Origin of the sequence: Sinomicrobium weinanense, from assembly GCF_018863395.1 — a bacterium.
Classification (GTDB): Bacteria; Bacteroidota; Bacteroidia; order Flavobacteriales; family Flavobacteriaceae; genus Sinomicrobium; species Sinomicrobium weinanense.
The window spans coordinates 609,078-626,711 of record NZ_JAHKRR010000004.1 but is presented as its reverse complement, the minus strand read 5'-3'; the positions used below and the strand labels follow the sequence as shown (position 1 = coordinate 626,711).

Below are 17,634 nucleotides of genomic sequence, written 5' to 3'. Positions count from 1 at the left end.
TAAACCGGTCTTAATTGGTAAGCTGAATAACTACCGGCGACACTTTTTTCAATCTGTATCCGGTATTTCCGGTAATATATGCCTGGATGTCGAATATCTGAACGGCATCGCCTCTTCGGGCTCTTTTCAGTACGCTTCTGGCCTTACCGTCCAGTCTATTGCCACTTACAGACACCGTAGGCTGTCCGGGAACCTTGAATTTAAATCCTCGTATACCGAGGTTCAGGTCAAAGTCAAAGTCTTCCAGTATAGCGCCCACCGTTGATTTTTCCAGGCTGGATCGCGGCATGCTCACCTCTCCCGATTCTCCCCGTATGGTTCCGGAAGGCCTTGGCACATCCTTGATACGGAATTCGGAAGTGGTGCTGATACGCTGTCCGTCCGGCAGAGTACCACTCGCTGAGATATTTACTGTTCTTCCGCTACCGGGACGCATTGTATACTTGCTTCCGGAGACCCTTGTAAGTCCGGTGGCAGAGGCCGAAACCTTGTTGTCCGGGATTCCGGGTATGGAAATGGTGATAGGGTTGGATACACCGCGATATACCACATTCATCTTATCGGCAGAGATCACCGCTGCGTTGGGTTTGGTAATGGTGGCAAAAGTTGAGGAAACCGGTACTTCAATAGGTTCTTCATTTTGCATAAATATCAGTTTTCCCTCCAGCTTGTGATCGCCCGGGCTACCTGAACTCACATTGAGTTTTACTTTACCTCCGTCGAGGCTATAGTCGTCTTCCGTGAGTTTTTTCCCGTCGAGATAAAGTTCTACCTCGTGAGGTTTGGTCGTGGCATCGGTTCTTCCCAGAACTACGGCACCGTCGAAAACCTCACCCTGATAGTATGCAGACTTAGGCTGTTCCAGCAGGGTGGTATAGTTGGTCATGGATACCTCGCTGCTGAGCTCTTCTCCAAGCATGGCACCAAAAATTTCACTCTCCGTGGTCTTTATATCGGTCTGCATCTGAGTGATCTTGGTCAGCGAAGCTACCAGGGGGAATCCTTCAAAATTGTAGTTCAGCCAATCTATCTTCTTTCCGTCCCTGTTCTCGGCCTTTCCGTTCTCGCCCGTAGAGAACCTTCCTGCTACGGAACTCTTTATCTCGCTAAAATTCTCTTCTCCCAGGATTTCCATTACGGTCTCCCTGTAATTATCTATCTTATCTACAAACTCCTGGCCTTCGTCGGTATATTTTCCGCCCCCCCTGAAGAATTTTTTGTCCAGGAATTTGGGCTGGTCCATTTTTTCGTAGTCCTGCTTGTCGTTAAGATTCTCGGTCATCTCCGTTTTCAGCTCCTCCAGATAGGCGTAATAATCTGCCGAAGTCTCTTTGATCTGATTGGCTTTTTCCAGCACAGGCCTGTACCTGTCCGGTTTTTCGCCTGCCAACCTGGCTAGCCCTTCCAGAGCCATTGTATTATCTGTGGTGGCTTTAACGTTTGAAGCCTCTAATTTTTCATTCAACAGGCCAAAAGCCGACAATACCTCTTTACCCATGTTTATAGCGAGCATGGCTATAAAGACCAGGTACATGAGGTTGATCATCTTTTGACGTGGTGATAAGTTCTGAGCTGCCATTTCTAATTAGTTTGATTTTTGGTTTGGATGACTACTAATTAGTGCTTGTTCATAGCCGATAACATTCCTCCGTAAACATTGTTCAGGGACGAAAGGTTAGAAGTAAGAGACTCCATTTGTTCTTTGAGTCTTCCGGCATTATTGGCTACTTCTTCGTTAATGGCGGCTTGTCTTCCGGCACTTTCCAGTTGCACTTTATACAGGCTGTTGAGCGATTCCATCTGTGCTGCGGCCACGGAAAGTTCCTCACTGTATTTTCTGGTAGATGAAATGGCATCTACGGTAGGGGCCATATTTTTTGCAGCTCCCTCGAAATTACGTATGCTGTGCCCCAGGCTGCTCATCAGCGTTGCATCTATTTTGGCTTCCTTAAGCAGGTCGTCCAGCTTTCTGGAGAGCAATCCTTCGGCCTCAACCACTTCTTCCTGGGCCTTCTTCTCCTTCTTTCTGGCTTCTCCGCCGTCGAGTTCGGGATAAACCAAGCTCCAGTCCACGTCCTCATCGACCGGTTCAAAGGCCGAAATGGCAAATATCAATGCCTCCGTGATAAGCCCTATGGCCAGAAGCAGAGTTCCGTCCAGGAACCCGAGTTCCCAGTGGTTTAATTTAAACAGTGCTCCTAAGATTACAATAGATGCGCCCAGACTATAGGCCAAATTAAACAGCTGCTTATTCGATTTAGATCTTGCCATGATGGTAATAGTTGATTTGTGTTATATTAGTTTTTAATTACTCCAGTAGCTCTCCCGCCTATCTTCCGGTCTCGTTAGTTCCCATATAATCCTGTACGGTACGGAAACCTATATAGCTACGCGCAGAATCCTGGTATTCAAAATCCCGTGTACTGACCTGTAAAAAATAGGCTACATCTTTCCAGGAACCTCCCCGGATCACCTTTCTCTTGTTTCGTTCGTCGTAGGCATTGGGGTTCATTGTTGATGCATAATCATATGAATTGGCATCATAGGCAGAATTGGTCCATTCCGATACATTTCCTGCCATATTGTAAAGCCCGTAGTCATTGGGTTCGTAAGACTTGGCCTCTACGGTATAGAGAGCGTCGTCCGCGGCATAGTCTCCCCTGTTGGGCTTGAAGTTTGCAAGGAAGCATCCTCTTTCATCCATCAGGTAAGGCCCTCCCCAGGGATAAGTCCCTGATTCCAGTCCCCCGCGGGCGGCGTATTCCCATTCTGCTTCGATAGGAAGCCTGAACTGGTTTACAAAACCTTTGCCCCTGGCTTTCTGGAAGTCGTTCTTATACTTGGTTCTCCAGTTACAGAAAGCCTTGGCCTGTTTCCAGGAAACGCCTACTACCGGGTATTCGCTGTATGCATCGTGCCAGAAGTAGTCGTTGTGCATGGGTTCGTTATAGGAATAGTAGAAATCCTTGATCCACACTGTGGTATCCGGATAGATATTCAGTTCTTCGGTCTTCACGAAATCTTTTCTGCTGCCTTTTTTCATTTTGGCCGCAGCTTGAATATCCATCCAGGTATACTTATATTTTAACTTCGTTACGTCCAGGGTTCGATAGCCGTTATAGGATTCTTCCATGGAGAGATACATGGAGTCCATGACTTCGGTATAATATTCGTCGGGATATTTGGAGGTATCCCAGATAAGTCTCGGTTTCTTGTTCAGCATTCTTCCTTCAAAACCAGTCTCTCCCATACCCTCGTAATTATTGAGCATATATTTGTCATAGGCAGAAAGTTTGGAAGTATCGGCATCCATAAAGGCATAATCCCCTATACCGCCGTCATCCGGGGTAAGCCCCTCGTAGTCGGCAAGGATGGCGAGTTTTGTCCGTATTGTGGAATCTTTTACCCATTCTACGAACTGCCGGTATTCACTATTGGTAATTTCGGTCTCGTCCATATAAAACGATCGTACCGTAACGGTTTTGGTAGGGGCATTCATTCCTCCGGACACATCGGCTTCGGATTTACCCATAATAAAGGAGCCCCCGGGTACCAGGGTCATCCCAAATGGCTTTTCCGGGTGCCATCGTTTTCCACCTACTCCAACCAGTTCTCCCCTGTCCTTTTTACCGCAACTATAAAGAAATAATCCCAGGGTTATAACAAACAATAGTTTTTTCATTCGTTCTTTGGTTAATTATAGTTTAAAAATTCAAGCATACTACTTCACTATTCAGAACAAGGTCATTCAGATGTTTTTCAGTGCTCAAAAGCATCCCATACCGGAGTTCTACCCTATCGCCGTTTTCTTGTATGCCTTCCACCAACGCTCGGGGATGACTTCGTTACAGGCGTCTAAATAATCTTTATGGGTGCATGGTAATAACGTATGTCTTTTTAATTTATTATTCATCTCTCCAATAATTGGCACTTCTATCCACCACCTTCCGGAGATATCGCTTTTGTAAAAACACAGCTCCTGATCTTCCATCGGAACCATGTATTTCTCATAATTCTGAACACCGGTAAACGGATAATCTTTCTTCCTGAAATTATACCCTTCTATAAAATACCAGATGATCTGTGCCGTAAGCTGGGCGTTTATCCGGGTATTCCGGTTTTCGTAAACCCCAAATACGGAAACCTTGTCGCTGATCCCTGCATACCGGGCAATGGCACATATTTCACGGCCGTCAAAACCATTCGGGAAGGTCCCTGAAGCATTACCGAGATCACTGGCCCTCACAGCGGTCATGTCCAGGCTCACCACATCGGCATCGCGGAACACGGGCTCTACAATGGAAATATCCTCGGCTACGGTACCAAGCCGGTAGGCATCGAAGAAAAGTTTGTCCATAAGGTCTATTTCCTCCTGGGCATTAAAATAGGTCTGATAGCCCAGGTTGCAGAAATTGAAAAGGTTGTTGGGCTGCTCCACTATGATCTTGCTCATATAGGAACCGGAAGAAATAAGTTCATCGGACGACCCGAAATCGAACTTGCTGTCTATTGCTACCAGGTTTACCATTTGTTCCAGCTTGTCAAAAGCGCGGTAGGTGGCATAGGTTATGTCCTGCCCTCCTCCAATGATAATCGGTACTATACGGTTTTTCACCAGGCCCTCCACCACGGTTTTCACCGCAAAGTAGGTGTCTTCTACGGTTTCTCCCGGCTCTATATCGCCCAGGTCGGCAATATTGTTGTTCCAGTTTCCGGCAAAGAGCTGGTAGAGCTGTATTCTTATCTCATCGAGATCGGGCTTTTCCTGCGCCGGTATCGAGACATTCCTCGTTTCATTGACGCCGATGATCGCCAGTTGCACATGGTCCAGTTCCGGGAATCCATCCTGTTCGGAATGCACATACATATATTTCCCTATACTTTGCCTGGATAACAGCTGGCTGTGCGCCAATACCACTGTACTCACCGGGGACAAAAACTCAAAATCCATACGATCAGTTACTTTCAAGATTGGGTTCGTATCCTAATTTATTCTGTTTATGGCGTCTTAACCGAATATAAAGGCGCCTTCTCGTGGAGACGCACGGCTCCAGCCGGGGCAGGCTGTGCATCTCTACATTTGTATTTATTTTTTTTTCTTCGTCGCCTTTTTCTTTTTCGGCGTTTTTTTGTCCAGGATGTCCTTTACCTCTTCGAGGCTCAGTTTGGCTGCATCCACTTCTTTGGGCAGCTCCACCTTGGTCTTTCCTTTTATAATATTGTGCCTTCCCCATCGGGCCTTTTCTACCCTGATGCCTTCATCGGCCCATTCCTGCACTACTTTTTCGGCCTCTTTTTTCAGCTTGTCCTCGATCAACTGCCCGATATCCGACTGTGAGAGATTGTCAAAATCGTACTTCTTGTTTACATTGATAAAGATACCATCCCATTTTATGAAAGGGCCAAAACGCCCTTTTCCTTTGGTTACGTCTTTTCCTTTATAAGTGGCAATGGGGGCATCGGCCTTTTGTTTGGCCTTGATGAGCTCTATGGCCTGTTCGAGGGTCACTTCAAACACATCTTCTCCTTTTCCAAGAGATATAAAAGCATTGTTATAACGTACATAAGGCCCGTACCTCCCTACATTGGCTTCTACGGTTTTTCCTTCGTATTCGCCCAGCGTCCGCGGGAGTGCAAACAGTCCCAATGCCTCTTCGAGCGTAATGCTGTCTATGGTCTGTTCGGGCAACAGGCTGGCAAATTTCGGTTTTTCCTCTTCGTCTGCCACCCCGATCTGCACCATGGGACCGAAACGGCCAAGACGCACGCTTACCTGTCTTCCGGTCTCCGGGTCAGTCCCCAGGATACGCTCTCCGGTTTCGCGGTCTGCATTTTGCTCTACATTTTTTACCTGCGGATGAAAATCCTTGTAAAAGTTCTTCATTATCAGGGTCCAATCTTCCTGTCCGGACGCTATATCGTCAAAATCCTGTTCTACTTTGGCTGTAAAATTGTAGTCCAGTATGTTTTCAAAATGGTTTACCAGGAAGTCGTTGACGATCATCCCGATATCCGTAGGCACGAGTTTTCCCTTGTCCGACCCTGTAATTTCCGAAAGGGTCTTTTCTTCTACCTGCTCTTTCTTCAGAGTAAACTGGAGGTATTTCCGTTCTGTTCCTTCTACGCTTCCCTTTTCTATATACCCCCTGTTTTGAATGGTAGATATGGTAGGTGCGTAGGTAGATGGCCGGCCGATACCCAGTTCCTCGAGTTTTTTCACCAGGGAGGCTTCCGTATATCGGTAAGGTGCCCTGGAGAACCGCTGTGTAGCGGTCATATACCTGTTAAAAACAGCATCGCCCACTGCCAGTGCCGGGAGCAAACCTGCCTGTTCTTCGTCCTCTTCGTCCGTACCTTCTATATATACCTTCAGGAAACCGTCGAATTTAAGGACCTCACCATTGGCCGTAAATTGCTCTTTATGCGTACTGGCCTCTATTTTCACCTGGGTCCGTTCAAGCAGGGCATCGCTCATTTGCGAGGCTATGGTACGTTTCCAGATCAGGTCGTAGAGCCTGGCCTGGTCTCTATCCACGGGTACGGAATGACGGGAAATATCGGTAGGCCTGATGGCTTCGTGCGCTTCCTGTGCTCCTTTGGTCTTTTGTGAAAAATTCCTGGGTTTGCTGTACTTGCTGCCAAACTCCCGTTCTATTTCTTCTTTCGTTGCTGCTATGGCTTCGGGCGAGAGGTTTACGCTGTCTGTCCTCATATAGGTAATAAGCCCTGCCTCGTAAAGCCGTTGTGCCATGTTCATGGTCTTGCTTACAGAAAAATACAGCTTCCTGGAGGCTTCCTGTTGCAGGGTTGAAGTCGTAAACGGCGGTGCCGGGGTTTTCTTTGCAGGTTTGGTTTCGAGATTGGCCACCTTGAAATCCGCACCGATATTGCTTTCCAGGAATTTTTTAGCTTCCTCTCTGGTGGCAAAGGATTTGGGTAATCTGGCCTTAAAGACCTTCCCGTCCCCGGTTTTGAACTCGGCAACCACGCGGAAAGACACTTCCGGGGTAAAGCCGTTTATTTCACGTTCGCGCTCTACAATGAGCCTTACTGCAACAGATTGTACCCTTCCGGCAGAAAGGCCACTTTTTATCTTTTTCCAGAGTACGGGCGAAAGTTCATATCCCACCAGCCGGTCCAGCACTCGCCTGGCCTGTTGGGCATTGACCAGGTTATAATCGATCCCCCTGGGATTTTCTATGGCTTTCAGGATGGCATTTTTGGTGATCGCATTAAACACAATACGCTTCACCTTCGAATGGTCCAGCTTCAACTGTTCCGCAAGGTGCCAGGCTATCGCTTCCCCTTCCCGGTCCTCATCACTCGCGAGCCAGACCATATCGGCCTTGGAAGCGAGGCTTTTCAGTTGTTTAACAACCTCTTTCTTGTCCTTGGAAACGATATATTTAGGTTTAAACTCTTTGTCGACATCCACGCCAAGCTCCTTGGAAGGCAGGTCCGATATATGTCCGTAACTGGACGCTACCTTATAGTCCTTCCCCAGGAATTTCTCTATGGTCTTTGCCTTGGCAGGCGACTCTACGATCACTAAATTCTTTGCCATAAACCCGTTTTTAAGAATACAAAAGTATATTAAAAAATATTTATGGGCGTTACCCGATGTTTTTTTGACAGAAAAATACGGGTGCTCGGGTGCTCAGATATACGGGTATGCTGGTGTTCGGGTATGATCAGAAAATGGGCAGCCCGTATACTCGAATACCGACACACCCGTATACCCGGATTTCCCTGTCAATTTGTCACTAAGTTTATAAATAATCCTATCTTTGCACCATAAATTTATTGCGAATCGATATTTAATAATTCAATACGGTTTTTCCGGGCTTTCAGGCACACACAGCCTTTCCGGAGACCAAAACCGCCCGTCACGGGCCGAGTCCATATGGAAAAAATAATTGACGAAAAGAAACAGGGAGAGAGCCTGATCCTGGACCCGCAAAAAGGTCCGGCACAGGACATACGGAACGGAAAGGACGGCAGAAAACTCTACATTGAGAGCTATGGGTGCCAAATGAATTTTTCTGACAGCGAGATCGTGGCCTCCATCCTGGCAGGTGAAGGTTTTAACACCACCCAACAACTGGAAGAGGCCGACCTCGTACTGGTAAACACCTGCTCCATCCGTGAAAAGGCCGAACAGACCGTGCGTAAAAGGCTGGAAAAATTCAACGCGGTAAAAAAGATAAACCCTCAAATGAAGGTCGGCGTCCTGGGCTGTATGGCCGAGCGACTCAAAAACAAGTTCCTGGAAGAGGAAAAGATCGTGGATATGGTGGTTGGCCCTGACGCCTATAAAGACCTGCCCAACCTCGTTCAGGAAATAGACGAAGGGCGAAATGCCGTAAACGTTATCCTTTCCAAGGAAGAAACTTATGGTGATGTGGCTCCCGTCCGCCTTAACAGTAACGGGGTCACCGCTTTTGTTTCCATTACCCGCGGATGCGACAATATGTGCACTTTCTGCGTGGTCCCCTTTACCAGGGGAAGGGAACGAAGCCGTGATCCGCAATCCATCGTCAGCGAAGTCAACGAACTTTGGGAAAAAGGGTATAAAGAGATCACCCTCCTCGGGCAGAACGTAGACAGCTACCTCTGGTATGGCGGCGGACTTAAAAAGGATTTTGAGAATGCCTCCGAAATGCAAAAAGCCACGGCCGTGAATTTTGCCGGGCTGCTGGGTATGGTTGCCGAAGCTCAACCCAAAATGCGGATACGCTTCTCCACCTCCAACCCTCAGGACATGACTCTCGATGCCATCGAAACCATGGCCAAATACCCGAATATCTGCAAATACATCCACCTGCCCGTACAGAGCGGAAGTAACAGGATACTGAAGGCCATGAACCGCCTGCACACCCGCGAGGAATATTTTGAACTCATTGACAACATCCGGAAGATCATCCCCGACTGTGCCATTTCGCACGACATGATCGCGGGCTTCCCTACCGAAACCGAAGAAGACCATCAGGACACCCTTTCACTCATGGAATACGTAAAGTATGACTTCGGTTTTATGTTTGCCTATTCCGAAAGGCCCGGTACCCTGGCAGCCCGGAAAATGGAGGACGACGTGCCGGAAGAAGTAAAAAAACGAAGACTTACGGAGATCATCAACCTTCAGCAAAAACACGGGCTGTACAGAACACAGCAACACCTGGGCAAAACAGAGGAAGTGCTTGTAGAAGGCCCCTCTAAAAAAAGTGATGCCCACTGGATGGGCCGTAATACCCAGAATACGGTGGTAGTATTTCCAAAAGAACACTACCAGGTAGGGGATTTTGTGAACGTAAAGATCACAGACTGTACTCCTGCCACACTCATAGGGGAAGCCGTCCCCCTAACCCCCAAAGGGGGAACAGACTAAATCTCAATTACACAGAAATGACAATACACCAGATGACCATTTATATTAACATTACAAATCCCCCCTATGGGGGTTAGGGGGACTATGGAAAACGTACAAGCCATAAAACAGCGATTCGGTATCATAGGCAATGACGTGAAGCTCAACCGGGCCCTCGAAAAGGCCATACAGGTAGCTCCCACCGATATTTCCGTGCTGGTCACGGGAGAAAGTGGAGTGGGAAAAGAGAGCGTCCCCAAGATCATCCATTCGCTGTCGCACCGGAAACACGGCAAGTTCATTGCGGTAAACTGCGGGGCCATTCCCGAAGGTACCATAGACAGTGAGCTTTTCGGACATGAAAAAGGTTCGTTCACCGGGGCTACCCAGACCAGGAACGGATATTTCGAAGAAGCAAACGGCGGCACCATTTTCCTGGACGAAGTGGGGGAACTTCCCCTCACCACCCAGGTGCGCCTGCTCCGCGTCCTGGAAAACGGCGAGTTCATAAAAGTAGGGTCTTCCAAAGTACAGAAGACCGATGTGCGCATCGTAGCGGCTACCAATGTAAACATGTTCGAGGCCATCGAAAAGGAAAAATTCCGGGAAGACCTGTACTACCGGCTCAGTACCGTGGAAATATACCTGCCCCCGCTCAGGGACAGGAAAGAGGATATTCACCTGCTGTTCCGGAAATTCGCAGCCGATTTTGCCCAGAAATACAAAATGCCGGCCATACGCCTCGAAGACAATGCCGTTCAAATGCTCATCAAATACCGATGGGCAGGGAACGTACGCCAGCTTCGCAATGTAGCTGAACAGATCTCTGTACTGGAACAGGACAGGAACATCTCTGCCGAAACCCTGACGGGCTATCTGCCCGGGGCCGGAAAGAACCTTCCTGCCGTGATCCAGAACAAGAAAAACCAGGGCGATTTCAGCAGTGAACGGGAGATCCTGTACAAGGTACTGTTCGATATGAAGAGCGATCTCAACGACCTCAAAAAACTTACGCTGGAACTCATGCAGTCCGGCAGCAGCCAGAAAGTCCGGGAAGAGAACGAGAATCTCATTCAAAAGATATACGGAAAATCGGAGAGCAAAGCCGATTTCGAACCCTCTTCCAAAACTTCCGGCCCGGGAACAGACCGTTACGAAGACATCGAAGACTACGAAGAAAGCGACGCCCTGGAAGTACTTCCCGTACCACAGCAACCCCAGCCCGGAGCGCAGGGCGAGGACAAATATCACTTCGCCGAGGAGATCGAAGAAGAAGAGACCCTTTCACTCCAGGACAAGGAACTGGAGCTCATTAAAAAGGCCCTGGAACGAAACCACGGAAAACGAAAAGCCGCCGCCGCCGAACTCGGCATTTCCGAAAGAACCCTGTACAGGAAGATCAAACAATACGATCTGTAGGATTAGATGAGACAAAGTCCCCCCTTGATCCCCCCAAAGGGGAAATATCCGGACGGATAAGAGAAGGTCATCTTTTTTCAGCAAGGGTACAGATAAACAGTTAAAAAAAGAATAAATTTCTCCCCCTTGGGGAGATGCCGAAGGCAGAGGGGACTTCCCCCAAAGATAGCAATGCAGGCAAAAAAAAATACTTTTAATGAAAATACTCAAGAATAAAAAAATCGGCTACCTGTTCACTTTTGTAGCCCTGATCACTACACAAAGCTGTGGCGTATACAATTTTACAGGAGGTGAAGTAGGAAGTGCACAGACCTTTCAGGTCAACACTTTCCGCAATGAAGCCCCCCTTATAGAACCCGGCCTGGACAGGGATTTTACCCTTGCCCTGCAAGACCTCATCATGAATCAGACCAGCCTGGACCTGGTGCCGTCCAACGGCGACCTGGTGTACGAAGGAGAGATCACAGAATACCGGGTTGCGCCTATGACCGCTACCGCAGACCAGAACGCAGCCCAGAACAGGCTTACTATCGGGGTAAGGGTACGGTTTATCAACAACACCAAGGAAGAAGACGATTTTGAAAGGACATTTTCATTTTATTACGATTTCGAGGCCAATGCACAGCTCAACAGTGTAAAAGGCGGGGCGCATCAGGAAATATTTGAACGGATCACCCAGGATATATTCAATGCCTCCCTGGCCAACTGGTAATGATGATTTATGATGAAAATTTCAAACTATACATATCTTTTACAACACCCTGAGAACATTCGCCTGGGAGAAACTTCGTCCCTGGAACAGCTTATTGAAGAATACCCCTATTTTCAATCGGCCAGGGCCCTGTATCTCAAGGGGCTGAAAAACCTCAACAGCTTCAAATACAATGGCGCCCTGAAAAAAACGGCAGCCCATACCACCGACAGGACCATCCTGTTCGACCTCATCACTGCTGCCGAATTTTCACAAAACCGTACAGCATCTGTTATTGCCGGACACCGTGTACATGTAGAGGATATTGAAGTCAACGCTCAGGAGATCAGCATCGAGGACGAAAAACTGGTAGAACAGACCTATATAGGCAGCGAACAGGAAGCCGAGACCATCCTCGACCCTTCTACCTTTATGCCTGTGGAAAGAGAGCCACAAAGCGAGGAAGAACAACAATTAAAGATCGGGGAGCCCCTGGACTTTGGCCCCGGGGAAAAACACTCGTTCGCCGAATGGCTGAAGCTCTCTTCCTCTCAGCCGATAGAAAGGGACAAAAAGGAGGACACCCCCCTTAGTCCCCCCTCAAGGGGGGAGACTATTTCCCTCCAACAGGAGAATACCCCCCTTGAGGGGGGACAAGGGGGTGTATCACAAGAAAAAAGCACCTCCGATCAAAGCAGGAAATTCAAACTCATCGACAAATTTATCAAGGCCAATCCGAAAATAGTCCCCCGGGCAGACCGCAACAAGGAAGCCCCTGCAATAGACCTGTCCAAAAATGCCCAGGTAGAAAAAGAGGGGCTCATGACAGAAACCCTGGCCAAGGTATACCTGGAACAAAAACGGTACAAGAATGCCATACAAGCCTATAAAATATTAAGTTTGAAATATCCGGAAAAAAGTGGTTTCTTTGCAGACCAAATCAAAGCCATAAAAAAATTACAGCAAAACGGCTGACAGATGGCCTGATTATTGACAAGGGAAGAAACAGGGAATAAAACCGCAAAAGGATTTCCCGGATCTGACAAGCAAAATACACATTAAATTATAAGATAATTATGAGTACGTTTTCGATCTTTTTAGTGCTGATCATTATAGTGTCACTTTTACTGATTCTGGTCATCATGGTACAGAACCCGAAGGGCGGCGGGCTTTCTTCTTCCTTTGGCGGCGGCGGCGGCCAGATAGTAGGCGGTGTAAAAAAGACAGGCGATTTCCTGGACAAAAGTACCTGGACCCTGGCTACTATCCTTATTGTCCTGATATTGCTGTCCAACCTATCCATGCAAAACGGTAAAGGTGCTTCCGAAGATTCCAAGGTCCTGGAAGGCCAAAAAACAGAGGAAACCAGAGCCCCGCAGCAAACAGAAACACCGGAAACTCCTGCAACAACCCCTTCAGACAGTTCCGGAACAGCGCAGTAAACTGTTAAATACATATATTAAAAAATGCCAGCTTGTCATAAGTTGGCATTTTTATTTACAAAAATGTCAGTTTCCCCTCCCTGTTTGACCGACACGAACATATTGGCACAATTTCTGCCTGATTCTGCTTAGTTTAAAAATTAATCTAATCCTATAAAAACAATAAATAAAATGGCTAAAGTAGACATTAAACCGCTTGCGGATAGAGTTCTGGTAGAACCTGTCGCGGCAGAAACAACAACCGCTTCCGGAATCATTATTCCCGATTCTGCCAAGGAAAAACCACAAAAAGGTGTTGTTGTTGCAGTTGGTCCCGGCACCAAGGACGAACCGTTAACTGTAAAAGTCGGTGATACTGTACTTTACGGAAAATATTCAGGTACCGAGCTCAAACTCGAAGGTACGGACTACCTGATGATGCGCGAAAGCGACATCTTGGCAATTGTATAGCCACCGCCCCATTTCATTAAATCTTCACTTTTAATTTAAGAACATTAAATTCAAAACCAAAAACACATGGCAAAAGACATAAAATTTGACATCGATGCCCGTGACGGCCTGAAGCGCGGGGTAGATGCACTGGCAAACGCAGTAAAAGTAACGCTGGGCCCTAAAGGAAGGAACGTGATCATCAGCAAATCCTTCGGTGCCCCGACCGTAACCAAAGACGGTGTTACCGTAGCCAAAGAAATAGAGCTGGAAAACCCCCTGGAAAACATGGGAGCACAAATGGTAAAGGAAGTAGCTTCCAAAACCAATGATCTGGCCGGTGACGGAACTACCACAGCCACCGTTCTTGCACAGGCTATCGTAAAAGAAGGTCTGAAAAACGTAGCTGCAGGCGCTAACCCGATGGACCTTAAAAGAGGTATTGACAAAGCCGTAGAAGTCCTGGTAGCGGACCTGGCCAAACAAACCAAGGAAGTAGGCGATACATCTGACAAGATCAAACAGGTTGCCGCCATCTCTGCCAACAACGATGAAACTATCGGTGAACTCATAGCCCAGGCCTTTAACAAGGTTGGAAAAGAAGGAGTGATCACCGTAGAAGAATCTAAAGGAACAGATACTTATGTAGATGTGGTTGAAGGTATGCAGTTCGACAGAGGTTATCTCTCCGCATACTTCGTGACCGACTCCGAAAAAATGGTTGCAGAACTGGAAAACCCATATATCCTTCTTTACGACAAGAAAATATCGAACATGAAGGACCTGCTTCCGGTATTGGAACCCGTAGCCCAGAATGGTAAGCCCCTGATGATCATCGCAGAAGATGTAGATGGTGAAGCACTCGCCACACTGGTAGTGAACAAACTGAGGGGTTCCCTGAAAATAGCTGCAGTAAAAGCTCCCGGGTTTGGTGACCGAAGAAAAGCCATGCTCGAGGATATCGCCATCCTTACCGGCGGTACTGTAATTTCTGAAGAAAGAGGATTTACCCTCGAAAACGCTACCGTAGATATGCTCGGTTCTGCCGAAAAAATAACTATCGACAAAGACAACACTACTGTAGTGAACGGTGCCGGTGATGCAGAAGCTATCCACGGACGTGTAAGCCAGATCAAAGCACAGATAGAAACAACCACATCTGACTATGATAAAGAAAAACTCCAGGAGCGCCTGGCCAAACTGGCCGGTGGTGTAGCCGTACTCTACGTAGGTGCTGCTTCTGAAGTGGAAATGAAAGAGAAAAAAGACCGCGTGGACGATGCCCTGCACGCTACAAGAGCTGCCGTGGAAGAAGGTATCGTTGCCGGTGGAGGTGTAGCCCTGGCCAGAGCTAAATCTGTTCTGGACAGTGTAAAACCTGCCAATGCCGACGAAGAGACCGGGGTTCAGATCGTAGCCCGTGCCATCGAGGCTCCACTGCGTACTATCGTGGAAAATGCAGGTGGTGAAGGTTCTGTTGTAGTATCCAAAGTGCTGGAAGGAAAAGACAGCTTCGGTTATGACGCCAAATCTGAAACCTATGTAGATATGTTCAAAGCGGGTATCATCGATCCGAAGAAAGTGACCCGTATTGCACTGGAAAATGCAGCTTCCGTAGCCGGAATGATCCTTACTACGGAATGTGCACTGACCGACATCAAAGAAGACACCCCTCCTTCCGCTCCTCCAATGGGAGGTGGAATGCCGGGAATGATGTAGAACATTTAAGTGAGTTCCCGAGAGGAACGAACACTTTTAAAATAATGAAAAATCCGGGGTTTATGATGAGCTCCGGATTTTTTTATGTCATAACACCAAATGTTAAACTTGTATCAATGTCTTAATTTTTTTACATAATTTTATTTATTTAGTTGTCCATCAATCATCAAAAACTTATGACAACTAATCAACTAAATGTCATTGAATGGCATCCGGCAGAAAAGATTCTGTTCCGTTTTGTCCTTTGCTATTCCCTGTTTTTTCTTTTTCCCTTCCCTCTCCATTACATTCCATTTGTAAAACACCTGTCGCAATGGGTCAGTCAGTTCTGGCAATGGTTATCGCTCTGGACAGCAGAGCATGTATTTCATATTACCGAAGAACTGCCTTTGTCCGGAAGGGGTAGCGGCGATACGACCCTCAGCTATATAATGGTTTTTAATCGTCTGATTTTGTCTGTCCTGGCCACCTTGATCTGGTCGGTGTTCGACAGGAAACGTGCCGATTACCGCATACTGTTCCGGTACCTGATCCTGTTTCTTCGTTATTCTACGGCTTTTACTCTGCTGTCTTACGGCCTGTACAAAGTGATGCCCTCCCAGTTCTCCAACCTCAGTCTGTTCGACCTGATAAGGCCTTATGGCGATTCCTCCCCTATGGGGTTAATGTGGAATTTCATGGGATATTCCGGTACTTATACCATATTTTCCGGTGTCGCCGAAGTTATAGCGGGTATACTGTTGCTTTTCCGGCCCACTGTAAAACTGGGAGCAATTATTAGCTTCGGGGTTATGCTCAACGTATTCATGATGAATATGAGCTATGATATTCCGGTAAAGATATACTCTTTTCACATTATGTTTTCTTCGGTTGTAATCCTCACCCCGCACCTAAAAAGCCTGGTCAACTTTTTTATCCTGAACAAAACCGCACACCCGCAAAAAATAATTCCTTATACACTCCGAAAAAAACTCAATATCGCGGGATATATTTTCAAAGGAATATTTATCATATACGTTGTAAGCCTATCCTCCAGCAGAGCTTATTCCGCATATACCAAATGGGGCAGAAAGGCCCCTCTTCCCCCACTCTATGGCATATACAATGTGCAGAACTTTATTATCAACGGAGACACTATCCCTCCATTGATGACCGACACCATTCGTTGGAAAAAACTGGTCATCGACAAGCACAATGCGGGAATAGTGAAAATGGACGACAAGGTCATGGGACTAAAGAAGGAGACCGATACCTTAAAGCATAAGCTAACCCTCACCTCTTACAAGGATTCCACGCTTACATATGATTTGAGTTATTCCGTAAAAGATAGCATGTTCTATGCCAACGGAATCCACAAAAAAGACACATTACAAATCGAATTTAAAAGAACACTGCCGGAAGATTTCCTGCTTATCAACCGGGGATTTCACTGGATCAACGAATTTCCTTTTAACCGGTAGCCCTACTTTCCTTTTTGTATGGCTTCCATAAAATCCTCCCTCGCCGGGCTGAACACGTCGATAAGCATACCAGCTTCGAGACATTCGGCCCCGTGAGGGACATCAGAAGGGATAAAAAATCCATCTCCTTTTCTCAGGGTCTTGTTTTTCCCATTTATGGTTATCTTAAAAACACCGGAAGCCACATAAGTAGCCTGTGAATGGTAATGGTGATGTATATATCCGACCGCACCTTTCTCAAACTTTACCTTTACCATCATCATCCGGTCGTCATATCCCACAAACTGGCGTTCTATGCCTTCGTCTACACGTTCCCAGGGTGTTTCGGCCGAGATAAAGAATCCCTCACTGTTGTTTTTTTGCTCTTCCATTAGTCTTTTTATTTTTGTTGTATATTTTCCTCACACTCGGCGATGACACATACCACAGTGCAAAACCGCTCAGCACGGTAATCAGCCCGAGCAGTGAAAAGGAACGGAGTAACAGGTTATTAAAATTGTCCCGCCCTTCGTAATCCATAGTATGTGTCATCCATAAAAAGTCGAACCAGCGCCAGGAACGGTGGCGGACCCTTTCAAACGAACCGTCCCGGGCCGACACATAAGCTTTCAGTTCTTCAGGATGATCGTAAGAGACCACATAAGCCGGCAAAGGCCTTCCGCGGTACTCGTGATGCTTTCCGGCTTCCGAAATCCGCTCTACACCTGTAACTTTCATGCCTTCGGCCATATAACTACCTGCCACCTGCAAGGCTTCTTTTTCAGTGATCTCATCTTTATGCTGCCCTGTACGGGCGTCGACCAGGATACTGCCGTTCACCCAAAAATACGGACGGTTTGCAATTTCTTTCAAAACCAGGGAATGAACAGCAAGATCGGGATTGTTGGGAGAGATCAGTCCGCTGAAAGATACCGGGTGTTTTTCCCGGTGGAAGTGGTCCCCGTGAATTTCATCGATATCCGTCCAGCTGAAATAGAGGCCGCTGATCGTCCACATTAGAAATTGTATCCCTAGAAAAACACCCAGATAACGGTGTATCTTCCTGACTTTTGTCGCCGTTTTCCTGTTTACCATACTATAAAAATAATTTGATATTCTTTATAACGACAT

The 17,634-nt window shown here is 47.1% G+C and carries 15 protein-coding genes; 8 read left to right on the top strand and 7 right to left on the bottom strand.

The genetic code is table 11. From position 1 onward, the window contains the following. Window positions 1–10 precede the first annotated feature (10 nt). The 5 genes from porM to topA all read right to left on the bottom strand — a co-directional run bounded on the left by porM (window position 11) and on the right by topA (window position 7,564). Window positions 11–1,579 carry a type IX secretion system motor protein PorM/GldM gene (gene porM, locus KN811_RS14965; RefSeq protein ID WP_187965057.1) on the bottom strand — a complete coding sequence of 523 codons (1,569 nt, stop codon included), beginning with the start codon at window positions 1,577–1,579 and terminating at the stop codon, window positions 11–13. Window positions 1,580–1,617: 38 nt separating this feature from the next. Then, entirely contained in the window at window positions 1,618–2,271 is a 654-nt protein-coding gene (porL, locus tag KN811_RS14960; protein ID WP_187965058.1) for a type IX secretion system motor protein PorL/GldL, read from the bottom strand. A 58-nt stretch (window positions 2,272–2,329) separates the two neighbouring features. Further along, the gene (porK, locus tag KN811_RS14955; RefSeq protein ID WP_187965059.1) at window positions 2,330–3,682 is read right to left on the bottom strand and encodes a T9SS ring complex lipoprotein PorK/GldK; all 1,353 of its coding nucleotides are present in this window, start codon (window positions 3,680–3,682) and stop codon (window positions 2,330–2,332) included. A gap of 108 nt (window positions 3,683–3,790) precedes the next feature. Continuing rightward, window positions 3,791–4,951: a formimidoylglutamase gene (locus KN811_RS14950; RefSeq protein ID WP_187965060.1), complete on the bottom strand. Its 1,161-nt coding sequence runs from the start codon at window positions 4,949–4,951 to the stop codon at window positions 3,791–3,793. A gap of 135 nt (window positions 4,952–5,086) precedes the next feature. Beyond that, entirely contained in the window at window positions 5,087–7,564 is a 2,478-nt protein-coding gene (topA, locus tag KN811_RS14945; RefSeq protein ID WP_187965061.1) for a type I DNA topoisomerase, read from the bottom strand. Between the two features lie 339 nt (window positions 7,565–7,903). On the opposite strand from topA, the gene miaB reads away from it, so the two are divergent. The 8 genes from miaB (at window position 7,904) to KN811_RS14905 (ending at window position 16,524) form a co-directional block, all read left to right on the top strand. Then, window positions 7,904–9,385: a tRNA (N6-isopentenyl adenosine(37)-C2)-methylthiotransferase MiaB gene (gene miaB / locus KN811_RS14940; protein ID WP_187965062.1), complete on the top strand. Its 1,482-nt coding sequence runs from the start codon at window positions 7,904–7,906 to the stop codon at window positions 9,383–9,385. Between the two features lie 84 nt (window positions 9,386–9,469). Further along, entirely contained in the window at window positions 9,470–10,783 is a 1,314-nt protein-coding gene (locus KN811_RS14935; RefSeq protein WP_187965063.1) for a sigma-54 interaction domain-containing protein, read from the top strand. Window positions 10,784–10,979: 196 nt separating this feature from the next. Further along, window positions 10,980–11,495: an LptE family protein gene (locus KN811_RS14930; RefSeq protein WP_187965064.1), complete on the top strand. Its 516-nt coding sequence runs from the start codon at window positions 10,980–10,982 to the stop codon at window positions 11,493–11,495. A gap of 12 nt (window positions 11,496–11,507) precedes the next feature. Then, window positions 11,508–12,449, top strand: a complete 942-nt coding sequence (locus KN811_RS14925; protein ID WP_187965090.1) for a hypothetical protein — start codon at window positions 11,508–11,510, stop codon at window positions 12,447–12,449. A gap of 101 nt (window positions 12,450–12,550) precedes the next feature. After that, the gene (secG, locus tag KN811_RS14920) at window positions 12,551–12,916 is read left to right on the top strand and encodes a preprotein translocase subunit SecG (protein ID WP_187965065.1); all 366 of its coding nucleotides are present in this window, start codon (window positions 12,551–12,553) and stop codon (window positions 12,914–12,916) included. A gap of 171 nt (window positions 12,917–13,087) precedes the next feature. Beyond that, window positions 13,088–13,366, top strand: coding sequence for a co-chaperone GroES (locus KN811_RS14915; RefSeq protein WP_187965066.1), 279 nt, complete (start codon window positions 13,088–13,090; stop codon window positions 13,364–13,366). 66 nt (window positions 13,367–13,432) lie between these two features. Continuing rightward, window positions 13,433–15,064, top strand: a complete 1,632-nt coding sequence (gene groL, locus KN811_RS14910; RefSeq protein WP_187965067.1) for a chaperonin GroEL — start codon at window positions 13,433–13,435, stop codon at window positions 15,062–15,064. Between the two features lie 176 nt (window positions 15,065–15,240). Next, window positions 15,241–16,524 (top strand): hypothetical protein, encoded by a 1,284-nt coding sequence (locus KN811_RS14905; protein WP_187965068.1) that lies wholly within the window; start codon window positions 15,241–15,243, stop codon window positions 16,522–16,524. 2 nt (window positions 16,525–16,526) lie between these two features. Here KN811_RS14905 and KN811_RS14900 read toward each other — a convergent pair whose 3' ends face one another. Beyond that, complete coding sequence (locus tag KN811_RS14900; RefSeq protein WP_187965069.1) at window positions 16,527–16,895, bottom strand: cupin domain-containing protein; 369 nt, start codon at window positions 16,893–16,895, stop codon at window positions 16,527–16,529. Then, window positions 16,870–17,598 (bottom strand): PepSY domain-containing protein, encoded by a 729-nt coding sequence (locus KN811_RS14895; protein WP_187965070.1) that lies wholly within the window; start codon window positions 17,596–17,598, stop codon window positions 16,870–16,872. Before KN811_RS14895 ends, KN811_RS14900 begins: the two co-directional genes overlap by 26 nt. Window positions 17,599–17,634 lie beyond the last annotated feature (36 nt).

Bases quoted from the DNA above. Each gene is read 5' to 3' on its own strand.
- groL (WP_187965067.1), top strand. From the start codon at position 13,433: ATGGCAAAAGACATAAAATTTGACATCGATGCCCGTGACGGCCTGAAG.
- KN811_RS14950 (WP_187965060.1), bottom strand. From the start codon at position 4,951: ATGGATTTTGAGTTTTTGTCCCCGGTGAGTACAGTGGTATTGGCGCAC.
- porL (WP_187965058.1), bottom strand. From the start codon at position 2,271: ATGGCAAGATCTAAATCGAATAAGCAGCTGTTTAATTTGGCCTATAGT.
- porM (WP_187965057.1), bottom strand. From the start codon at position 1,579: ATGGCAGCTCAGAACTTATCACCACGTCAAAAGATGATCAACCTCATG.
- KN811_RS14905 (WP_187965068.1), top strand. From the start codon at position 15,241: ATGACAACTAATCAACTAAATGTCATTGAATGGCATCCGGCAGAAAAG.
- topA (WP_187965061.1), bottom strand. From the start codon at position 7,564: ATGGCAAAGAATTTAGTGATCGTAGAGTCGCCTGCCAAGGCAAAGACC.
- KN811_RS14915 (WP_187965066.1), top strand. From the start codon at position 13,088: ATGGCTAAAGTAGACATTAAACCGCTTGCGGATAGAGTTCTGGTAGAA.
- miaB (WP_187965062.1), top strand. From the start codon at position 7,904: ATGGAAAAAATAATTGACGAAAAGAAACAGGGAGAGAGCCTGATCCTG.
- KN811_RS14930 (WP_187965064.1), top strand. From the start codon at position 10,980: ATGAAAATACTCAAGAATAAAAAAATCGGCTACCTGTTCACTTTTGTA.
- KN811_RS14925 (WP_187965090.1), top strand. From the start codon at position 11,508: ATGAAAATTTCAAACTATACATATCTTTTACAACACCCTGAGAACATT.
- porK (WP_187965059.1), bottom strand. From the start codon at position 3,682: ATGAAAAAACTATTGTTTGTTATAACCCTGGGATTATTTCTTTATAGT.
- KN811_RS14935 (WP_187965063.1), top strand. From the start codon at position 9,470: ATGGAAAACGTACAAGCCATAAAACAGCGATTCGGTATCATAGGCAAT.
- secG (WP_187965065.1), top strand. From the start codon at position 12,551: ATGAGTACGTTTTCGATCTTTTTAGTGCTGATCATTATAGTGTCACTT.
- KN811_RS14900 (WP_187965069.1), bottom strand. From the start codon at position 16,895: ATGGAAGAGCAAAAAAACAACAGTGAGGGATTCTTTATCTCGGCCGAA.
- KN811_RS14895 (WP_187965070.1), bottom strand. From the start codon at position 17,598: ATGGTAAACAGGAAAACGGCGACAAAAGTCAGGAAGATACACCGTTAT.